The organism is Staphylococcus sp. M0911, from assembly GCF_003491325.1.
Classification (GTDB): domain Bacteria; phylum Bacillota; class Bacilli; order Staphylococcales; family Staphylococcaceae; genus Staphylococcus; species Staphylococcus warneri_A.
In genome coordinates, this window is the sequence record NZ_CP022881.1 from 499,802 (window position 1) to 519,984 (window position 20,183).

At 32.1% G+C, this 20,183-nt stretch carries 19 protein-coding genes; 9 read left to right on the forward strand and 10 right to left on the reverse strand.

Annotated features, from left to right (window positions below; genetic code table 11):
* Positions 1-49: 49 nt before the first annotated feature.
* Complete coding sequence (gene yidC, locus ssp1_RS02275; RefSeq protein WP_118828101.1) at positions 50-862, reverse strand: membrane protein insertase YidC; 813 nt, start codon at positions 860-862, stop codon at positions 50-52.
* Positions 863-1,001: 139 nt separating this feature from the next.
* Complete coding sequence (locus ssp1_RS02280; protein WP_107536091.1) at positions 1,002-2,510, reverse strand: serine hydrolase domain-containing protein; 1,509 nt, start codon at positions 2,508-2,510, stop codon at positions 1,002-1,004.
* Positions 2,511-2,764: 254 nt separating this feature from the next.
* Here ssp1_RS02280 and ssp1_RS02285 point away from each other — a divergent pair, with 254 nt between their 5' ends.
* Positions 2,765-4,594 (forward strand): APC family permease, encoded by a 1,830-nt coding sequence (locus tag ssp1_RS02285; RefSeq protein WP_075778113.1) that lies wholly within the window; start codon positions 2,765-2,767, stop codon positions 4,592-4,594.
* A 66-nt stretch (positions 4,595-4,660) separates the two neighbouring features.
* On the opposite strand, the gene ssp1_RS02290 is transcribed toward ssp1_RS02285, so the two are convergent.
* Positions 4,661-6,820, reverse strand: a complete 2,160-nt coding sequence (locus ssp1_RS02290) for a cation:proton antiporter (RefSeq protein WP_107532691.1) — start codon at positions 6,818-6,820, stop codon at positions 4,661-4,663.
* Positions 6,821-6,945: 125 nt separating this feature from the next.
* The gene (locus ssp1_RS02295) at positions 6,946-8,349 is read right to left on the reverse strand and encodes an amino acid permease (RefSeq protein ID WP_002450366.1); all 1,404 of its coding nucleotides are present in this window, start codon (positions 8,347-8,349) and stop codon (positions 6,946-6,948) included.
* A gap of 355 nt (positions 8,350-8,704) precedes the next feature.
* Here ssp1_RS02295 and ssp1_RS02300 point away from each other — a divergent pair, with 355 nt between their 5' ends.
* Complete coding sequence (locus ssp1_RS02300; RefSeq protein WP_107536090.1) at positions 8,705-9,514, forward strand: metallophosphoesterase; 810 nt, start codon at positions 8,705-8,707, stop codon at positions 9,512-9,514.
* Positions 9,515-9,569: 55 nt separating this feature from the next.
* On the opposite strand, the gene ssp1_RS02305 is transcribed toward ssp1_RS02300, so the two are convergent.
* A complete protein-coding gene (locus ssp1_RS02305) occupies positions 9,570-10,184 on the reverse strand; it encodes a C39 family peptidase (protein ID WP_075778116.1) in 615 nt (204 codons plus the stop codon).
* A gap of 165 nt (positions 10,185-10,349) precedes the next feature.
* Between ssp1_RS02305 and ssp1_RS02310 the strand changes: the two genes are divergently transcribed.
* Positions 10,350-10,829, forward strand: a complete 480-nt coding sequence (locus ssp1_RS02310; protein ID WP_075778117.1) for a GyrI-like domain-containing protein — start codon at positions 10,350-10,352, stop codon at positions 10,827-10,829.
* Between the two features lie 66 nt (positions 10,830-10,895).
* Here ssp1_RS02310 and ssp1_RS02315 read toward each other — a convergent pair whose 3' ends face one another.
* On the reverse strand, positions 10,896-12,101 hold the full coding sequence (locus ssp1_RS02315) for a putative multidrug effflux MFS transporter TcaB (protein WP_075778118.1): 1,206 nt from the start codon (positions 12,099-12,101) through the stop codon (positions 10,896-10,898).
* Between the two features lie 159 nt (positions 12,102-12,260).
* Here ssp1_RS02315 and ssp1_RS02320 point away from each other — a divergent pair, with 159 nt between their 5' ends.
* Complete coding sequence (locus tag ssp1_RS02320) at positions 12,261-12,590, forward strand: PadR family transcriptional regulator (RefSeq protein ID WP_075778119.1); 330 nt, start codon at positions 12,261-12,263, stop codon at positions 12,588-12,590.
* Entirely contained in the window at positions 12,583-13,170 is a 588-nt protein-coding gene (locus tag ssp1_RS02325; RefSeq protein WP_240328906.1) for a DUF2812 domain-containing protein, read from the forward strand. Before ssp1_RS02320 ends, ssp1_RS02325 begins: the two co-directional genes overlap by 8 nt.
* A 71-nt stretch (positions 13,171-13,241) precedes the next feature.
* On the opposite strand, the gene ssp1_RS02330 is transcribed toward ssp1_RS02325, so the two are convergent.
* Entirely contained in the window at positions 13,242-13,928 is a 687-nt protein-coding gene (locus ssp1_RS02330) for a hypothetical protein (protein WP_075778121.1), read from the reverse strand.
* A 33-nt stretch (positions 13,929-13,961) separates the two neighbouring features.
* Positions 13,962-15,110 carry a glycerate kinase gene (locus ssp1_RS02335; RefSeq protein WP_075778122.1) on the reverse strand — a complete coding sequence of 383 codons (1,149 nt, stop codon included), beginning with the start codon at positions 15,108-15,110 and terminating at the stop codon, positions 13,962-13,964.
* 189 nt (positions 15,111-15,299) lie between these two features.
* Between ssp1_RS02335 and ssp1_RS02340 the strand changes: the two genes are divergently transcribed.
* The 3 genes from ssp1_RS02340 (at position 15,300) to ssp1_RS02350 (ending at position 18,379) form a co-directional block, all read left to right on the forward strand.
* Positions 15,300-16,811 carry a hypothetical protein gene (locus ssp1_RS02340; RefSeq protein WP_075778123.1) on the forward strand — a complete coding sequence of 504 codons (1,512 nt, stop codon included), beginning with the start codon at positions 15,300-15,302 and terminating at the stop codon, positions 16,809-16,811.
* A 2-nt stretch (positions 16,812-16,813) separates the two neighbouring features.
* The gene (locus ssp1_RS02345; protein ID WP_049424575.1) at positions 16,814-17,194 is read left to right on the forward strand and encodes a GtrA family protein; all 381 of its coding nucleotides are present in this window, start codon (positions 16,814-16,816) and stop codon (positions 17,192-17,194) included.
* A 282-nt stretch (positions 17,195-17,476) separates the two neighbouring features.
* A complete protein-coding gene (locus ssp1_RS02350; RefSeq protein ID WP_075778124.1) occupies positions 17,477-18,379 on the forward strand; it encodes a cation diffusion facilitator family transporter in 903 nt (300 codons plus the stop codon).
* 69 nt (positions 18,380-18,448) lie between these two features.
* Here ssp1_RS02350 and ssp1_RS02355 read toward each other — a convergent pair whose 3' ends face one another.
* Complete coding sequence (locus ssp1_RS02355; RefSeq protein WP_118828102.1) at positions 18,449-18,829, reverse strand: aggregation-promoting factor C-terminal-like domain-containing protein; 381 nt, start codon at positions 18,827-18,829, stop codon at positions 18,449-18,451.
* A gap of 352 nt (positions 18,830-19,181) precedes the next feature.
* Here ssp1_RS02355 and ssp1_RS02360 point away from each other — a divergent pair, with 352 nt between their 5' ends.
* The gene (locus ssp1_RS02360) at positions 19,182-19,868 is read left to right on the forward strand and encodes a 2,3-diphosphoglycerate-dependent phosphoglycerate mutase (protein ID WP_002450355.1); all 687 of its coding nucleotides are present in this window, start codon (positions 19,182-19,184) and stop codon (positions 19,866-19,868) included.
* A 157-nt stretch (positions 19,869-20,025) separates the two neighbouring features.
* Here ssp1_RS02360 and ssp1_RS02365 read toward each other — a convergent pair whose 3' ends face one another.
* Positions 20,026-20,130, reverse strand: coding sequence for a putative metal homeostasis protein (locus ssp1_RS02365; protein ID WP_118828103.1), 105 nt, complete (start codon positions 20,128-20,130; stop codon positions 20,026-20,028).
* Between the last annotated feature and the right edge of the window lie 53 nt (positions 20,131-20,183).

A 20,183-nucleotide genomic window follows, 5' to 3' on the forward strand; every position in this document is an offset into this window, starting at 1 on the left:
CACGACTTAGCCTAATGGTTTAAGTCGTGCTTTTTACTATGAATGAGTTTTAACGTTGTTCTTTATGTTGCTCTAGTGATTGTCTTAGTTGTTGGGCTTCTGATCGGCCAATCTTGGCATAGTGACGATGCGCAAAATGCATTTGGATGATTAGAAATGCGGCGCTAACCGACCAATAAAGGCCTAAAGCTGAAGCGGAATGTAAAGATGCATAAGTGATGAAGATAGGTGACAAAATCATCATGACATAATACGTTTTACGTTCATCTTTAGGATAATGAATTGAATTCACTAAAGGTTGAATAAAATACATGAGTGCTGCTATTAGCGTCATCATAATATTCGGTTCGGTTAAATTAAACCATAAAAAATGTGGATATTTTGTAATACCATCACTACTTGGATATTTTAAACTCATATATAAACTCATAAGGATAGGTATTTGTATGATGACAGGTAAACAACCGATGATATTTTTAAATGGATTGATACCATATTGCTTATATTTATTCATCAATAGTTGATTTGCTGCGTTTCGTTCCTCTTGAGAATCTGCTTCTTTAATCTTCTCTCTAATTTTATCAATTTGTGGTTGAACGACTTTCGTTTTTTCGCGCATAATATGCATATTTTTTACTTGAATAAGCATAAATGGTAATAAAATAAAACGTACAATTAAGACAATAGCTATTATAGCTAATCCGTAGTTATCATTAAACAATCGGCCAAATAAATGTAATAACCGATCCATAGGTTGCACAAATGTATTATAAAATAATCCTGTACGATTATCAGATTTTGAATAATCACATCCTGATAAACATAAAACAGTGATTAGTAATAGAGAAATTCGTTTGGCCATTATTGACTTCCTTTTCATATGAAATATCTTTGTTTTAAGGTATGAAATCAATCATCACATACAATTTTAATCTAATATAACAAACTTAGTACATAGTTATGACACTTATTCTTAACTGTTTATTTTTTTAACGTAACCGTTAGTTAGAATGACGTGTGCGTTTCTGACTTAAAATGATGATTACAAGTAATATGGTAATTAAGATGATACAACTATAAAAGCTAAATAAAGCCCATTTAGCATGTGATGGTAACCAGGTCATTACAAATGACCAACTATTATTGCCTAAGACGAAGTATGGTAATAAATACATAGCGACACTAATTAAAACAAATGCTACCATGACTAAAATAAAGGCATATAGTGAAGCTTTGCTTCTTTGTACCTTATATTTACCGTGTTTGATGGCAAATAAGCGACGTAAGATAAAGTAGAGACTGATAACAACGCCTATCATAGAAATGATAGAGATAATCACGTTTATATTGTGAGCTTGATCAATTTTGGTCTCGATTGTCGTATAGTGTTTGTGGTTCATGACTTGAGCATTTAAATGGTCTGCGAGTTGCGTCACTTTATTAGAATTCATATTTGCTAATACGACGATACCATAAGATTTCTTCGGATTGAGCAATATAACAGAGGAATAGTTATCAAGTGTTCCTGTATGATATATATAATCTGTGTGAGCATTAGTAAACCATCCAGCAGCATAACCATTAGCATCATCCTCACCCTGTGATTCATTAATTGTTTTTTGAGATGCTTTAACAATATCTTTTGTTTTAGATGATGGTGCTAATTGCATTTTAACCCAGTGCTCTAAATCTCTCGTATTAGACATTAAAAAGGCTGAAGGTGTATCTCCAATATTAAATGAAGGTGCACTTTTTTTAATTGCGCCACCTGATTGTTCATAACCAACGGCTTCGTGCTTATTTTTAGAGTTGGTCTTTTTAAATGTTGTGTGTTCCATATCTAGTGGCTCTAAAATATGATCTTTGATATACGTGTTATAAGATTCTTTAGATACGTTTTGGATAATGAGACCTAATATATCGTAATTCATATTGGAATATTCAAATGTGTCTCCAGGTTTATGATTCAGTTCCTTGCCTTTGATACTTTGGACTAAATTTTTGATAGAGTCGCCGTATACTTCAGTTTGATCCTCGCTTGTAATATCTGCGGGTATACCACTTTTCTGACCAAGTAATTGTTTAATCGTGATATCTTGTTTTTTACCATCATATTTCATGTAAAAGCCTGGAAGGTATTTAGATATATGATCATTAAGGTTTAGTTTGCCATTTTTAGCTAATTCTAAAATGGCATATCCTGTAAATGCTTTAGTATTTGATGCAATTTCATATCGTGTTGTAGGCTTTGCTTTAATTTTCTTCTCGACATTTGCATAACCATAACCTTTATTTAAAAAGACTTTGTTATCTTTTATGATTAATATCGAAGCGCCAGGTATATCGCCAGATTTCATATCTGATTTCACGATTGTGTCGATATAATTCTGTGAAGATTGAGTGAGTAATGTTTCATTTTTATTATATGCCCAAAAATGTTTCGTAATGATCACAGCAATGAGTATGGCAATTACCATTATGGTAGTGATAATAAATGGTTTCTTTTTCATGATTCTAATCCTCTAATATTTAATAATGTGTCGTTGTTAATTGTGTGTAATTTATTATAGCAGTTTTCGAAATATTTTAGCGAATTAAAGGATTTATTTTATGAATAATAAATGATTAGAAAGAGAAATGAATAAAAAGTGTTATAATACTCTAAAAGAGTGATTAGTTAGTAAAAAGATATGGTGTTAATCTATACAATTTTGAATGTTGGGAGTATAGTTTATCCATCAACATACAAAGAGGTAGTAGTGTTATGTTTAATCAAATTAAAAGACTTTTAATTGGGCGTCCCAAAAAGAATAGGGACTTGAAAAACGAAAAAATTACTAAATTTAAAGCGTTAGCAATTTTATCTTCAGATGCATTATCCTCAGTAGCTTATGGTCCAGAACAGATATTAATTACATTATCTGTTGTAGGTGCAGTTGCGTCTTGGTATACATTACCTATTGCTGCAGGCGTTCTGATTTTATTAGCTGCACTTATATTATCATATCGCCAAGTGATATATGCTTACCCTAAAGGGGGCGGGGCATATATGGTATCGAAAACGAACTTAGGAGAGAAGTGGGGACTTCTTGCTGGTGGTTCGTTATTGGTCGATTATATTTTAACCGTTGCAGTTAGTATATCCTCCGGTGCAGATGCGTTTGTAGCTGCATTTCCAAATTTATATGATTACAAAGTACTCATAGCATGCTTATTAGTATTAGTCATTTTGATATTAAATTTAAGAGGTCTAACTGAATCGGCAACTGTGTTATCTTATCCAGTGTACTTATTCATCATTGGATTGGTTGCATTAATTGTAGTGGGAACATGGCGTGTTGCAACAGGTGACATTCAACCCCATATGCAATCTTCAGTAGGAACAGCAGTACACGGCGTGACACTCTTTTTACTATTAAAAGCATTTTCTTCAGGGGCTTCTTCTTTAACAGGGGTAGAGGCTATTTCAAATGCGGTGACAAACTTTAAAGACCCAGCACCTAAAAATGCAGTAAAAACGTTAGTCACAATGGGTAGTATTTTAGCATTCCTATTAGTAGGTATCGTAGGATTAGCATATGTATATGGCATTATGCCACAGACTGAGACAACGGTTCTATCACAGTTAGCAACACAAATCTTTGGTGACAATGTGGCATTCTATTTTGTACAAGCTACAACAGTATTGATATTAGTATTAGCAGCAAATACTGGTTTTACAGCATTTCCAATGTTAGCGGCATCTATGTCTAAAGATAAATACATGCCTAGAATGTTTACGGTTAGAGGTGACAGATTAGGTTATTCTAACTCAATTCTTGTGTTAGGTATTTTTGCGATTATATTAATTATCTTGTTTAAAGGTAAAACTGAAAATTTAATACCATTATATGCAGTAGGTGTTTTCATTCCATTTACTTTAGCGCAATTTGGTATGGTATTAAAATGGTATAGAGAACGACCAAAAGGTTGGCAGGCTAAATTAGCAGTAAATACATTAGGTGGTACGATTACATTTGTGGTATTTATGATATTCTTGATTACTAAATTCAGTCATGTTTGGCCAATTTTATTATTCTTACCATTCTTTGTATCTGTATTTGTAAGAATTAAAATTCATTATCGTAATGTTGCAGAGCAATTACGTTCTGATTTAGACGTGCATGACGTACCAGTAGTAGATCGTAGTTTAGCTATTGTACCGATTATGAGTATTACGACTGTCGTTGATAAATCAATTTATTATGCACAGATGTTAGCGAATAATGACGTGATTGCAGTGCACGTATCATTTGGTGATGAAGACGAAAAAGCATTCCAAGAAAAATGGAAGCAACACTTTCCTGATGTAAGACTCATTATTTTACATTCAGAATATAGAAGTATTATCAGACCGATATCACGATTTATTGATAAAATTCATCGCAAAGCCGAAGATCAAAATTATTTAATCACGGTGGTTGTTCCAGAATTTATTCCTAAGAAGCCTTGGCATCATTTATTACACAACCAAACAAGTTTACGATTAAAAATGCATTTAATTTATCAAAAGAACGTGATACTATGTACTATTCCATTTAAACTTAAAAAATAAATTGAAAAGCCGTCGCACTCATTAAAGATAGATGAGTGTGACGGCTTTTTAGTTTAAGGTATATAACTAATATTTTTCTGCAAATACAATTTCATTGTAATTGATATTTTCACGTAATTGACTTGCTACTTTAGGCGATAGTTGATTACGTTTAATTAAAGCATCTAAATATTCACGTTCAGCGTAAATGGCTTGAAGGTGGATATTTTGCTGCGCTTCAGTTGTTAATTCTTTAGCATTTTGATTTGATTTATCTTTATTTCTATTACCTTTACGTCGGTTACGTAATGCACGAGATAAGTTGTGATATTGATCAATGACTAAACTTACTTCTAATACGTTTGAAGGATTCTGCTCTTTTTGCATACGTAAAATAATGTGGTGATTAACGATGCGTAAAATTTGTTGCACCTTTTTCAAATCATTTTGATAAACTTTTAACATTTCTGCACGGTCAAGTTGTGCTTCTTCAGTTTGGTTTGATTTGCTAGTTGATACATGATCTTTATAAGCATGTTCCTTTTTAAATCGATCATACTCTTGTTTGCGTAAATTCTTTCTTGCTTTGAAACGAAGGTAAAACATTCTAAAGAAGCGTGTAATTTTCTTTACAAATGAAGCTTCTTTATACGAATTAGTAAGTTCTTTAACATTTCTATAGTTATTCAACTCTTGCGAATTGATCTTACCTTTATTGATAAGTCTTTCTAATGTAGCTGTTTCTTCTTCTTCAGCAATTTCTGCTAAACGATGTAATTCTTTAGTATTTTGATTATCTGGCTCTGCATTAATTAAGAATGACATTTCCCCGTAATATTGTGTCAAAACAGGTCTATAATCAATGTCTTTATTCTTTTCAGATAGTTCTTTAAGACGAGTTATAACTGCTTGCATAATGAAAATTTTTGCTGATTGATAGGTCATACCTTCGTCATCTGTTGATTGTTCAGATTCAGTAATAAAAGGTAATACCACTTGTGCCAATATTAAACTGATGAGTACCATCAATGAAGCTATAAATAATAAATCATTACGATACTCGAAGGTTTGGTGATTATTGATAATCGTTGGCAATGTTAAAGCCATTGATAAAGAAATCGTTCCGTGTATACCACACATAGTCATAATAAATGCATAACGTATACGACTTGGTGGCTGTTCTTCTGCAATATCCGTGTCTTCCAAATAACGTTGTAAGTGATTTGGATAATAGAAATCTTTGTATAATAAGAACACCCAGATAAATCGAACAACATAAATAGCTAATGCAATGAGTAAACTAATTAATATTAAGAATTTAATATTATCCGGTTCCACTTTGATGATTTGGATGACCACTTCAGGAACGATGAACCCTAATACCACGAATACGAATCCGTTTAAGGCATAACTCAACGTATTCCAAATTTGTGAGAAGCTCATTTGAAGTTCAGTCTGTGCACGAATGAGTCGGTCGCGCTCCCAACCATGAATAAGACCTGCAACAACTACTGCGATAATGCCAGATGCATGGAATAACTCTGCAATAAAGTAAACAGCAAATGGAGTGAGTAATTGAATGAATGTTAAAGTATTATTGTCTTTCATACCTTTGTTAGCAGTCAGATAAATACGTAATCTGACAACAACTGAGCCTACAATAATTCCGATTAAAATACCTATAATCGTAGATACGATAAATTGCTCTATCGCATTTACAGCTGAAAATGCACCTGTAACTAAAGCTGTAACGGCAATTTTAAATGAAATAATACCGGCAGCATCATTTAAAAGGGATTCACCTTCAAGAATGGACATGGATCCTTTAGGTAAAATCTTCCCTTTTGTGATTGCAGATACTGCAACAGCATCTGTTGGGCATAGAATTGCTGCAATAGCAAAGGCAGCTGGCATTGGTAAATCAGGCCAGATCCAGTGAATAAAGAAACCTACACCAATAACAGTAGTAAATACTAAAGCCATAGCCATTAGAATAATTGGTTTTTTATATTCAAGTAATTTGGTCCTTGAAACATGTGTACCTTCGACGAATAGTAAAGGTGCAATGACTGCCATCATGAAGACCTCAGAATCGAAATCAAAATGTATGGGAATCGGTAAGGTGAAGATAGCTACACCTAGCGCGATTTGTATAAAAGCTGTAGGGATTTTAGGGAATCGATTATGTATAATCGAACTAATCACTACTGCAATTATAAATATAATAAAAGCTTCTAATAATTCCATAGAAATCTCCTTGTGAGAATGATATATATTATTCTACCTTATATTTTCATATTTACAATTTAAACAAATTAGACAAAAAAAGGTATAATCGACAAGTTCGATTATACCTTATAATAATATAATTATTATGTGTTTTCTACGTGTTTTTGATCAGATAAACGTTGTTTATCAGCTAGGTCTTTAGCATTATTTTTATACTTTTTATAATAGAAGTATAAGAAGATGAACCAGAATGGTGAAATAAAGATAGCGGCTCTAGTATCATCACTAAAGAATAATAATATGAATACAAATGCAAAGAATGCTAATACAACGTATGCTGTAGCTTGTCCTCCAATCAATTTAAACTTATTATCTTTATGTTCTTGAGGATTCTTTTTAACATAAATGATATAAGACACAATAATCATTGCCCATACAACTAAAAACAATACTGTAGATAGCGTAGTGACATATATAAATAATTGAATGGCATCCGGAAAGATAAAGTTAAGTAATGCTGCAACTAATAAAGTAAATGATGACACGAACATTGATAAGTAAGGGACACCATTTGAATTAGTTTTACTTAACACTTTTGGCCCTAGACCTTGTTTAGATAAGCCGAATAAAATACGACTGTTTGAATAAATCCCACTATTTGTCGCAGAAGCAGCAGCTGTTAATACCACGAAGTTAACGATACCAGCGGCAAATGGGATACCAATCAATGTAAACAACTTCACGAATGGACTGCTATCAGGATCTATACCGTTCCATGGAATGACAGACATGATAACGAGTAGCCCACCAATATAGAATAATAAAATACGAATAGGCACATTATTAATTGCTTTAGGAATCGTTTTCTGAGGATCTTTTGTTTCCCCAGCCGTAACCCCGATTAATTCTATACCTATAAATGAGTACACAGCAATTTGGAATGACATTAAGAATCCAAATGCACCATGTGGGAACATACCGCCATGTTTAACGAGGTTAGTAAATGATGCATGCCCGTAATGTGTTTTAAAAGAAAAGAATATCAATACTAACCCTACAATAACCATCGCAACAATTGTGACTACTTTAATAATTGAGAACCAAAACTCTAACTCTCCAAATAGTCTTGCACCTAGTAAGTTAAACGAAATTAAAATTAATACAATGAATAACACTGTTAACCAGTGTGGGACTTGTGGATACCAAAAGGCGAAATATTGTCCCATTGCTGTTAAGTCCGACATACTTGAAACAATCCAACAAATCCAATATGTCCAACCTATCACGAAACCGCCAAAAGGTCCGATGTATTCATTGGCTATATCAACAAATGAATTGAATTTCGTATTACTTAATAATAATTCCCCTAAAGCACGCATAAAAGCAAAAAGTATCATTCCGATAATCATATATGTGAATAACAGTGAAGGTCCTGTAAGTGAAATCGTCTGTCCAGAACCTAAGAATAGCCCCGTACCAATTGCACCCCCAATTGCAATTAATTGGATATGTCTGTTATTCAACTCTCTATGTAGTTGTCTTGCCATAATGTTCCTCCTCAGGAAAGCAAAATAAACATTTTTTGTGAAAGCGTTTTCTTTTTATTAATACTATAGAAATAGTTGTAATAAAGCAATTAATTTTCAAAATATAAGTAAATACATTTATTAGGCTTTGTATGATAAATATTACTTATGACTTTTTTGAATAATCACATAATTCTGTTAAATAGGGGTACTTTCAATAGTAATTAATTTCGAAAACATAACTATTATAAAGATAAAAGAATAATTTTTGAAATGATATGGTGATAATGATTATCAATCATAATTTTTTGAATTGAAAAAGAGATGTGTAATAATGATTAGCAATGATAAATGATACGTGAAGAAGGAATGTAAAATGAAAATAGGGGCGATTTCTGATTTACATATCGATCGACATCCCAAATTAAATGCACAACATTATTTGGATACTTTAGTTGATGTGGTAATCAAAAGAGAGATAGAATTACTCGTCATTGCGGGTGACATTTCAAATGATTATCGACAAGTGATTCAATTTATCAATGACTTAAAAGAAATGTTAAATATACCTATATTATTTGTACCTGGGAATCATGATTTATGGTCTGATGGTACAGATAAAAGTTCACAAGAAATTTTCGACATTTATACACAACAAGATGCATGTTTGATTAAACAACCTTATATTATTGACGATGAATGGGCTATTGTGGGGCACACAGGATGGTATGATTACGCCTTTGCTAATGGCAAATTTTCATTAGAAAAATTAGAACGAGGTAAACATTATGGTGCAACATGGCAAGATAAAGTGAGAATGGATTGTGATATGACAGATAAGGCACTATCGTTACAAGCGGCGCAACAAGTGGAAGCGGATATAGAACGAGTTGGAACACGCAAGATGATTTTAGTCACACATATTGTTACGCATCCAGCTTTCGTAGTGCCAACACCACATCGTATTTTTGATTTCTTTAATGCTTATATTGGAACCAAAGATTTCAATTATATATATGATAGCTATAACATTCAATACAGTATTATGGGTCACGTTCATTTCAGAAAAACTTTGACGGAGAAAAGTGTACACTATCTATGCCCATGTCTAGGATATCAAAGACAATGGCGTACAGATAATATTTCTCAGGAAATAAACCATGCACTTATGGACTTTACAATTTAAAAATCGCTAACACTCATAATAATAGCGAGTGTTAGCGATAATTTTTTGATATCAGTTATTCAGGATTAACGTATAAACACATACGACCTGGGGCATTAAAACTGCGTTCCATTTTAGATTTCTTAATTTTGATGACTTGCTTTTGGTTGGGGAAGATAGCTGGAAAAATAATACCTTTTTTTATATGGCTCCATAATGGATCTATATAGTAATAGTGCTTGTTATCATAGCCAATAAGTAGTGTGACATGTATATTCGAAACCAAACGGATTTTACGACCATCAAATTTAAAGCTTCGACGCATTGGTCGAGCACCTAAGCTCGTATGGTAAATAACAATAGGTTGTTGTTGATCAATGATATTTTCTAACTCAGCTAAACTTGTACCTGTGCCGTCTACGATGCGTGAGTTATATTTTTGTAAAAATGGGACATAGGCTTCTGGAAATATAGTTTGGTGATAGCCAAACTTAACTAGTAAATGGTGACCGACATAACCTTTATATGGATTATTCGGGTGCGTGGGCCAATGTTTCATAATATCTGTAGCCTTAACAGGTTGTTGATTATAGTGAAACATCATTGATGCTGATACGCCTTCACATCCCATAACCATTGGTATTGGAAATAACTGACTCATCGGTTTGACAGGTAAAATAGTTTTGTTCATCGTTAATCTCCTTCAGCTTAAATACACTTTGAATAATATTCAATATTATATACTGTGCACCATATTTTGGATAATAATATGTTTAGAAATAATCATTTTAATGTTATTCAATCTCAAGATAGGTTATAAATAAATGGGAGTAGAAATATTTAAGGGGAGTCAAAGATGGATTATCAAATTAAAAATATGAAAGCGACACATATTATTGGTGTGACACGTCAGTTTAAAAGCGGTGGTCATGCTCAAAGTAATATTCCTGATTTTTGGGAAGATGTGACGTCTATGGGATTAGACCGTAGACTTGCAGAAAAAAGTGACCTGGCACTTAATGGATTGCTTGGCCTCTGTTTACCACAGCAAGATGGCAAAATGAATTATATGATTGGGGTGTCTTGTGAGACTAATCCAAACGACGGTTTAGAAACGTATCAACTAGAGGATAATGATTATCTTGTGGTCAATGCGAAAGGGAAAGTACCTCAATCCATTAGACAAGCGATGCGTCAAATTCATCAGGAATTGATTCCAACTGAGAATATTCAGTTAAAGCGTGCACCGTTTTTCGAATTGTATCCTGAAGGCGATACGCAAGACGACAATTATATTACTGAAATTTGGTTACCCATAGAACAAAATAAATCATAAAAAAGCGCAAGTGTTAGATGCTTTCAGACTGAATAGCCTGTCATCATCTCACTTGCGTTTTATATGTTATGAACGATATTTAGTTGGATTAAGTTTGAAATAAATGACTTGTAATATGACTAATAGTATGGCCGTTATTGAAATGATAACTAGGTATGGTGAAGCGTCAAATTGTCCTTTAAGACCAACTAATGGTGAAATCACACCGCCTAAAATAAATTGGAATAAGCCCAATAAACTTGAAGCATTGCCACTACCACCAGTTCGTTCTTCCATAGCGAGTGCAAAGCCTAACGGTCCGATAGACGTAACCGGGCTTATATTTAAGAAGAAGGCGATGATTAACATCCAAATAGGCCAATGCATTGTTAACGTTAAAATAATCAATAGTACTCCAATAATTTGAATAAGTGTTAAATAGATTAATAATGTATATCTACTCAATTTTTCCACTAATAATGCTACGATTTGGCTTACTAAAATTAAGCCGATTCCATTGACTGCTAAAATTACACTAAATTGCTGTGGTGATAAGCTATAAATTTTTTGTGTTATAAAAGGTGACGCAGCTGAATAACTAAATAGCATGACATAAGTTAAACCTTGTAACAACATTGGAATCACAAATGACGGTTTCTTCAACAACTGACCAAAATCTTTAAATATACGTCCATAGTTTAATGTTGTTCGATCGGCGTGATTTGTTGATGGCATTTTCATCAATACACCGATAATGACGATGATTGTAATTATTGTCAAAATGACAAAGATGCTTCTCCAAGTAGATATGGTTAAAGCAAATCCACCGAGTAATGGCGCTATAATCGTAATGATTCCATTGACTACCATTAGAGAAGTTAAAAACTTAGCCATTTCGTCACCGCTAAATTTATCACCAATAGATGCTTTCGCGATAACAATTGACCCACCTGCAGTTAAACCTTGAATCAATCTTAAAAATAGAAAGAAGTATAAATCCGTCGTAAATACTGCAATCAAGGATGCAAGCATGTATATCACTAGAATCGTTAAAGCAATTTTTTTTCGACCAAATGCATCAGATAAAGGACCAAAGAAAAATTGTCCAAGTGCTAAGCCAATCATTGCAAAAGAAATAGTTAATTGAATTTCAGATGTAGTTGAACTAAATGCATGTTGCACATCCGGTAACGATGGTGAATACATATCAATCGATAAAGGACCAAAAGTGGTCATTACACCGAAAATGATAATTAATATGAAAGGGAAGTGCTTGGCACTTGTATTTTGCATAATCATTCTCCTTTTAAAGAAGTTATAGAACAAATTATATATGTTTTGACCATATTTGTATGTAGTAATTTAAATTTTTATGTATTTGACAATTATACAGTTTCACTATATAGTTTAACTGTACAGTTGAACTATATAGTGAAAGTTAGGTAGATTAATATGAAAAGATACAAACTGTTACCTTTATCAGAAACGATGCATTATATTTTATTAGCATTAGTCAAACCAGCACATGGTTATAAAATTATGCAACAAGTTAACGAAATGAGTAATGGAGATGTGAATATTGCAGCTGGTACCCTTTATGGTGCACTAGAAAATCTGCAAAAGAATGGATATATATGTATGATTAGTGAGTCAAAAGCACGTAGAAAGGTTTATCAAATAACTGAGCTTGGCACAGAAATTTTAGAAATTGAAAATGATAGGTTACGTAGAATGGTGAATATTTATGAATCAGGAAGTGATCAAATTGACAAAAATGACTAAATTCAGAATGTTTTTAAACCCAATTAAAGAAGAAAGATGGATTAATAATATTCTTGATGAAGGCTATAAACTAGTTAGTTTTTCAACTTTTGGATTTTATAAATTTATAGAGACTGATGAAAATTACGTAGTCAGGGTAGATTATCGTTCTTTAAAAAAGCGAGATTTTTATGATTATGTCACTTTACATGAGGAATGTGGATGGGATCATATTTCTGGTAGACCACATGGTGTTAACAATCAGTACTGGGAAAAGAAAAAGGATGGTAATGATGAATTATTTTCGGATAATGAGTCTCGATTGGCGTATTATCAGAGGATAGTTAATCTAATAACTTCTGTATGTATCATTTATTTAGCTACTTACTTATCTAACATTTTTCAATATCAAAATGCTTTCCAATTATTTTTAACTCCAGGTTTATGGGATATGCCTAAAGATTTAATGTGGAAAGCTATATTATTTGAATTACCATTTGCATTAATGAGATTGTCATTTCATTTAATATTTATTTCACTAATAGCGATAGTGATAGTAATACAATTTAAAATTAATAAGCTGAAACAGAACAATCTTTAAAATTTAATGTTAAAAACAGGCTTACATGTATTTCTAAATGGAAGTACATGTAAGCCTGTTATGGTTGTTGACTATGGTTGTTGATTATTAGAGTTACCGGAACCATTAATGAGTTCATCAATTTTAGATTTAATACTATCAAATTTAGTATTAATATCTTGTAGCATGCTATCTACTTTGTTTTGGTTCTCATTGTTTTGTTGTGCGGTATTTGCATTTTTTAATTTATCGATTTGGTCTTGATAAAATTGTGTAAGTTTTGAATCTGCATTAGTTTCTTCTTTTTGTTTTAAGTTATTAATTTGTTGTTGTAATTGATTAATTTGAGTTTGACTATTTTTATTTTGTTTAATTTCGTTTTTAGCTGTATCCACTTGTTTATTAATATCGTCGTCTTGATTTTCGACTTCTTTTTTATAGTTTTGAGAGACGTTAGGATCGTTATTTACTTTGTTATTGTTGTGATTTAACACTGCTCTCGTTACGAAAATAGCCACGATAATTAATAATATAACGATAATAGCGATTAACCATTTTTTAGATTTACGTGTTTTTTGGTTTTCTTCTTGTAACTCTTGTTCTCTTCTATAATCTCTACCATTGTAATAGCGTTCAGGGTGTTGTTCAGGATCGTTAAATTCATTATGATCACGATATTGACTTTGATTTCTGTATTCACGTTCTTCACTTTGGCTACGATGATTTTGGTATTGGTCATCATAACGATACGATTCTTTATACTTATCAGTTCTCTTCATTTCATTCACCTCATCATTATTGGGTTAGTTTATTTATGAATCAAAAGACATGTTTAATTTTAATAAACGGGCGATATTGTGTGCAGTTTGACTTAAAAGGGTAGGTCCATTATCCAGTGCGTATTGTAGATCCATAGGTTGATTCATGATACTAAAGACACTATCTATACCGTGATCATAGACTGCTTCGTATCGCTCGCCCAAACTACCACCAATGGCTATAACAGGTAGATTGAATTGCTTAGCAACTTGAGCAACACCCATTGGCGTTTTACCGTAAATCGTTTGGGAATCTAATTTGCCTTCACCTGTTATGACTAAATCTGCATCTATAATTCTAGATTGGAAATGTGTTTCTTCTAAAACGATATCAATACCTTTAGATAACTGGGCATCTAAGAAAGCTAATAAAGCAGTGCCCATGCCACCAGCTGCGCCAGCACCAGGTATGTCTTTAACATCTTTATCTAGTTGTAATTTTATCTTATCATGATAATGGCAAAGCGCGGTATCCAACTTTGGTATCATCTTTGCTGTGGCGCCTTTTTGTGGGCCATATATCATGGTTGCACCATTCTCACCTAATAATGGATTAGTCACATCACAAGCTACGCTCATATCGATGTTTTTAAATTTTGAATTTAACTGAGTGGTATCAATAGTTTGTATATCAAGTAGATGTAATCCACCAGGTTCAATTGAGTGACCATTGCTATCTAAAAACTTTACGCCTAATGCTTGTAACATGCCTACACCGCCATCATTCGTAGCACTACCGCCAATACCAAGTATAATTTTTTGGGCACCTAGCTCTAAAGCATGATTAATAAGTTGGCCAGTGCCGAAAGTAGTGGTTTTCAACGGATTTCGTTCTTCCTTAGTTAATAAATCAAGACCAGATGCAGCGGCCATTTCTATTATTGCTATCTTTTGAGATGATGCGTAAGCATATTTTGCGGTAATGTCTCGGTATAGCGGATCTTTTACGGTTGTAGCTATTGTCTTAGCATTTAATGCCTCCATTAAGGCTTCAGTTGTACCTTCGCCACCATCAGCCATAGGAATTAAATCATATTCAACAGTTGAGGGTAATATTTTGGAAAATCCTTCTTGTATCGCTTCTGCTGTTTCTCGAGCTGACATGCTTTCTTTAAATGAATCTGGTGCGATGACTATTTTCATTGGTCGACACTTCCTCATCGATTTGATTATCTTTATTGTAAAAGAGTCGACTTGAAAACAAAAGGCAAAACATTTTCAGTGGCATATTCATCAAGGATGAAAGATACAACATTAATTATGGAAAATATATTTTATAATAGTATAATAATATAGCGTAATATTTATATAGGTAAGGTGAACAACTTAGACATGAACAACAAGATCAACTTTAAATTGAATGAATTCTACGTATGGTGTACCTTCATTTTTCTTTTTTATTTATTAATTAGTATTCTAACGCCTTTAGCAGTTAATGATTTCAAATGGGCAATCGCACATAATTTAACGGTATATAAAGGGTTGATTGAATACACAAATGGTAGATATTTAGATAACTTATTAGAGTTAATAGCAATGAAAATGAGTGTGTTACGATATCTAATCTATGCTGGTGTATCTTTGGGCATGATTTATTTATTAACAATGATGACAGGCAAATATCAACGTAGAATTTATATCGTCATTGCGTTTATTCTCATATTAATGATGCCAAGAATCATTTATAGAGATACATATGGTAACTTCGCAGGTTTCTTTAGTAATGTGCCTAGTACAATGTTATCGATATTAATATTATTTGTAGTTGTAGTATCAATATACAAATGGGAAGAACTTAATGCTACGTGGTTAAGTTTATTTTTAATATCCACGCTGTTAGGTCAATTATTTGTTGAGAATTTAACACTTTATAATATGCTAATTTTGATTATTGGGAATGTCATCTTTTGCATTAAACATCGACATATCAATTATTATTTAATTATGGGCTTTATGCTGAGCTTAATAGGTGGTATGCTCATGTTTATCAATCCAATATATATTAGTATATATAGAGGTGGGAACGAATATTTACGCTTCTCAGATAATCAAGGTTTGAAACATAAGATATTACATACAATATTTAAGGAATTACCGGAATATATTTTCTTTAATCAATATTTAATATTAACCTTGATTGCATTGATAATGATTTATTTATTGTTTAAAAATGCCTTTTTCAATCATTGGATATTACGTTGGAAAGTAGTTTTAGTCATTAGTATCGCTATTTTGCCTTTCTATAAATTCTTTATATATGATTTTCTTCAATTTTATAAATTAAAAGGATCACTAAGTGTCGCTTTATTAAATTTTATGATTTGTGGATGGTTCTACATTGCGTTGTTTATCGCAACTTATGTGATTTTTAAAACACAGTTGGTGAGAATGTTAGGTTATTATACACTTGGATCTATATTATTAGTCACAGTGCCATTGTTATTAGTATCTCCAATAACGCCAGGTAACTTCTATACTAATTATGTGTTATGGGTATTGTATTTACTATTATTAATGACTCAATGCAGTGTAAATATGAAATCAATACTTATTGGATTAAGAACGCTAGCATTAGGATTATCTATGATATTCATAGTAATCTTTGGTATGATATATTTTACTCATATACAACGGTTACATTCGATTGAACATCAATTAGATACACAACATATTAAACATGTGGTTGTACTGGAGAAGTTACCATTTGAAAATATGCTTAATAAAGTAACACCTAGCGATGATATACAACACAATTTATTTAAAATATATTATGATATACCACAGAATATTAAATTAAAAATTGTACCGTATGGTTCAAACATGGCAAAACTTGAAGGAGATTAAGTATGAAATTGACTCAAACACACTATGAGATAATTAAATTTATTATCGTAGGTGGGGTGAATACATTTAATTATTATGTGGTGTATTTACTTTTACTAAAACTTTTAAATGTAAATTATTTAGTTAGTCATATTACTGGCTTTTTAGTTAGCTTTATTATTTCTTACTATTTGAATTGTTACTTTGTTTATAAAGTGAAACCTACACTACGTAAATTTATTAGTTTCCCTTTAACACAAGTTGTTAATATGGGAATGCAGACCGTATTGTTATACGTATTTGTGCAGTGGTTAAATATACCTTCAGAAATTGCACCTTTCGCTGGCTTGATCATTACAATACCGGTCACATTCATATTGTCAAAATGGATTTTAAAAGATTGACGTTTGAGTCATCTTCATTATATAAAGCAGGTATAATATTGTAATCTCGCAGATGAACAGTGATGATCGTTTGCGAGACTTTTTCATATGTTCAAATATAATATGAAGAATTGAATTGCAAAAGTACTTTTATTCTTAGCGATAAGCAGGTTATTTTTTAGGCAAATCTAAAAAAATAATTAGCTTAATTATATAAAAAATATAGAAATTAAAAAACGTTGTAAAAACATTTTTTATGATTCATACTATGATTACTAAAGGAAATCAAGGTGGTCTATTGTCATGTCTCAAAATGAAAATTTGAAAATCGCACAACGTGGGGCATATTTAAGTTTAGTTGTTTATGTCATCCTTTCAGTAGCTAAATACGTGACAGGATTCATATATAATTCGGCAGCAGTTAGAGCGGATGCATTGAACAATATGACGGATATTGTGGTTTCTATTGCTGTGATTGTTGGGCTGAAAATTTCTATTAAACCAGCAGATAAAAATCATCCGTATGGTCATTTAAAGTCTGAAAATATCTCAACATTATTAGTATCATTTATTATTATGTTTGTGGGTATACAAGTTGTCATTGAAAATGCACCTCGATTATTAACCCATGATAAACATGTGCCAAGTCCTGTTACTATTCTAGTTAGTATTATTAGTGGTCTCATAATGCTTGGTGTTTATGTCATTAATCATAGATTAGCCAAAAAAACAAATAGTAGTTCTTTAAAATCTGCAGCTAAAGATAACCTGTCAGATAGCTTAGTTAGTATCGGTACTGCAGTAGGTTTGGTATTTACACAAATCGGATTTCCTATTATTGATATTGTTTTAGCGACAATACTAGGTTTATTAATCATTTACACAGGCTTTGGAATATTTAAAGAATCCATCTTTACATTAAGTGATGGTTTTAATGAGAAGGATTTAGAAGAATATCGAAATGATATTTTAGAAGTGGATGACGTGCTTGACGTTCGAAGTATTAAAGGACGTTATCATGGCAGTAGTATCTTTTTAGATGTGACCATTGTAGTTGAACCTAATTTATCTATTAATGAAGCACATTTAATTTGTGATAAAGTTGAATCACATCTTCACGAGATAGGAATATCATCTGTATATGTACATCCTGAACCGAAAATAGATGAAGCTATTGAAAATGAAATACATCAATCAAATCAATAGAATAATATAGTAAAAGCGTCGAATAGAATCGATTAAGGTTCTATTCGACGCTTTTTTAATATTTAAATCTTACCAATAGCCGTTAGCTTCTCTGAATGAAATAGCTTTATCGATTGAGCCGTAACGTTCTTTGGCATAATTAATCATACCTTTAGTTTGGTTTTCAACGGAACCATAACCCCAAGATTGGTTCGTTTGACCTAAACCATGATATTGTCCATTTGATGCATTAGGATTACCACCTGATTCTGGCATAACAATGCTATCCCACAATGCTTTAGTACCGTCTGCGTCTATGAATTCTTGATAAACACTATTTGTAGATTCATTACTTTCTGAATAATTTTGTTGTGATGATTGGTTGTTTTCAGCTGCATGAGCTTGATGTGCTTCCATGCCTGTAGCACCTATAGAAATTGTAGCGATAATTGCTAAAATAGATTTTTTCATTATAGTTAACTCCTTTAGTTAGTGTAAATCATTCGACTTAAAGTGATATCTCCCAAAGATATGAGTCTGAATGTATTGCATACTATAACATCTCAATTGATTGCGTAGGTTACATGAAAATAAAAAGATGATGACACACATGTTAGTGAGAATACATTCATTGCAATAAAAATAAAAATATGTCAAAAAATTACAACATAAGAGCAAATGTAAATGATTGAAATTCTATATGGTAGTTCTATAATGAAGATATAAATTTAATGAATCGATTTATTAAACGAGTTTTTAATTGAATATACATATCAACTATCCTTCAAGATAGTTTGTTATATAAATAGGAAGGTGTTAAATGATGCCAAAATTAATTTTATGTCGTCACGGTCAAAGTGAATGGAATGCGAAAAATTTATTTACAGGATGGGCAGATGTTAACTTATCTGAGCAAGGTATTGAAGAAGCAACTGCAGCAGGTAAGAAAGTATTAGAGAATCAGTTAGAGATAGATGTTGCCTTCACTTCATTATTAACACGCGCATTGGAAACAACGCAGTATATCTTAGCACAATCAAAACAACAATGGATACCAGTATATAAAAGCTGGCGCTTAAATGAACGTCACTATGGTGCGTTGCAAGGATTAAATAAAGATGATGCAAGACAACAATTTGGTGAAGAACAAGTTCATCAATGGCGCCGTTCTTACGATATTCAACCACCTGCAGAAAGTGAAGAACAACGTAATGAATATTTGAAAAACAGAAGATATCGTCATTTAGATCATCGAATGATGCCATACTCTGAAAGCTTGAAAGATACATTAGAACGTGTAGTTCCAATTTGGACTGACCAAATTTCTCAACATTTATTAGATGATAAAACGGTATTAGTTTCAGCACATGGTAATTCAATCCGAGCATTAATTAAGTACTTAGAAAATGTATCAGATGAAGATATTATCGGTTATGAAATTAAAACAGGGGCGCCATTAGTCTATGAATTAACAGATGAATTAGAAGTTAAAGACAAATACTATTTATAATCAAAAAATAAAAGGTCACTTGTTGATGGTTGCATCAATAGGTGACCTTTTTGTGGAGTAATATTAATGTGGATTAATGATGTCTAGCAATATGATGATTTGCATCAAATGAAAGTATCATATCTCTTGTAAATGTATATATAGAAATAGGAAAGTATTACTTTGCTCTTTTATGTTGTTTGATAATTTTTAAAGAACGTTTTCTTGTTTTAATATTGGGACTGTGCAAATTACGGCGTGCAGTTTGTACATCTGTTTTCATAATATGACCTCCTTTATCTGTTTATATTATGGCGTAAAGATTCTAAAATGTAA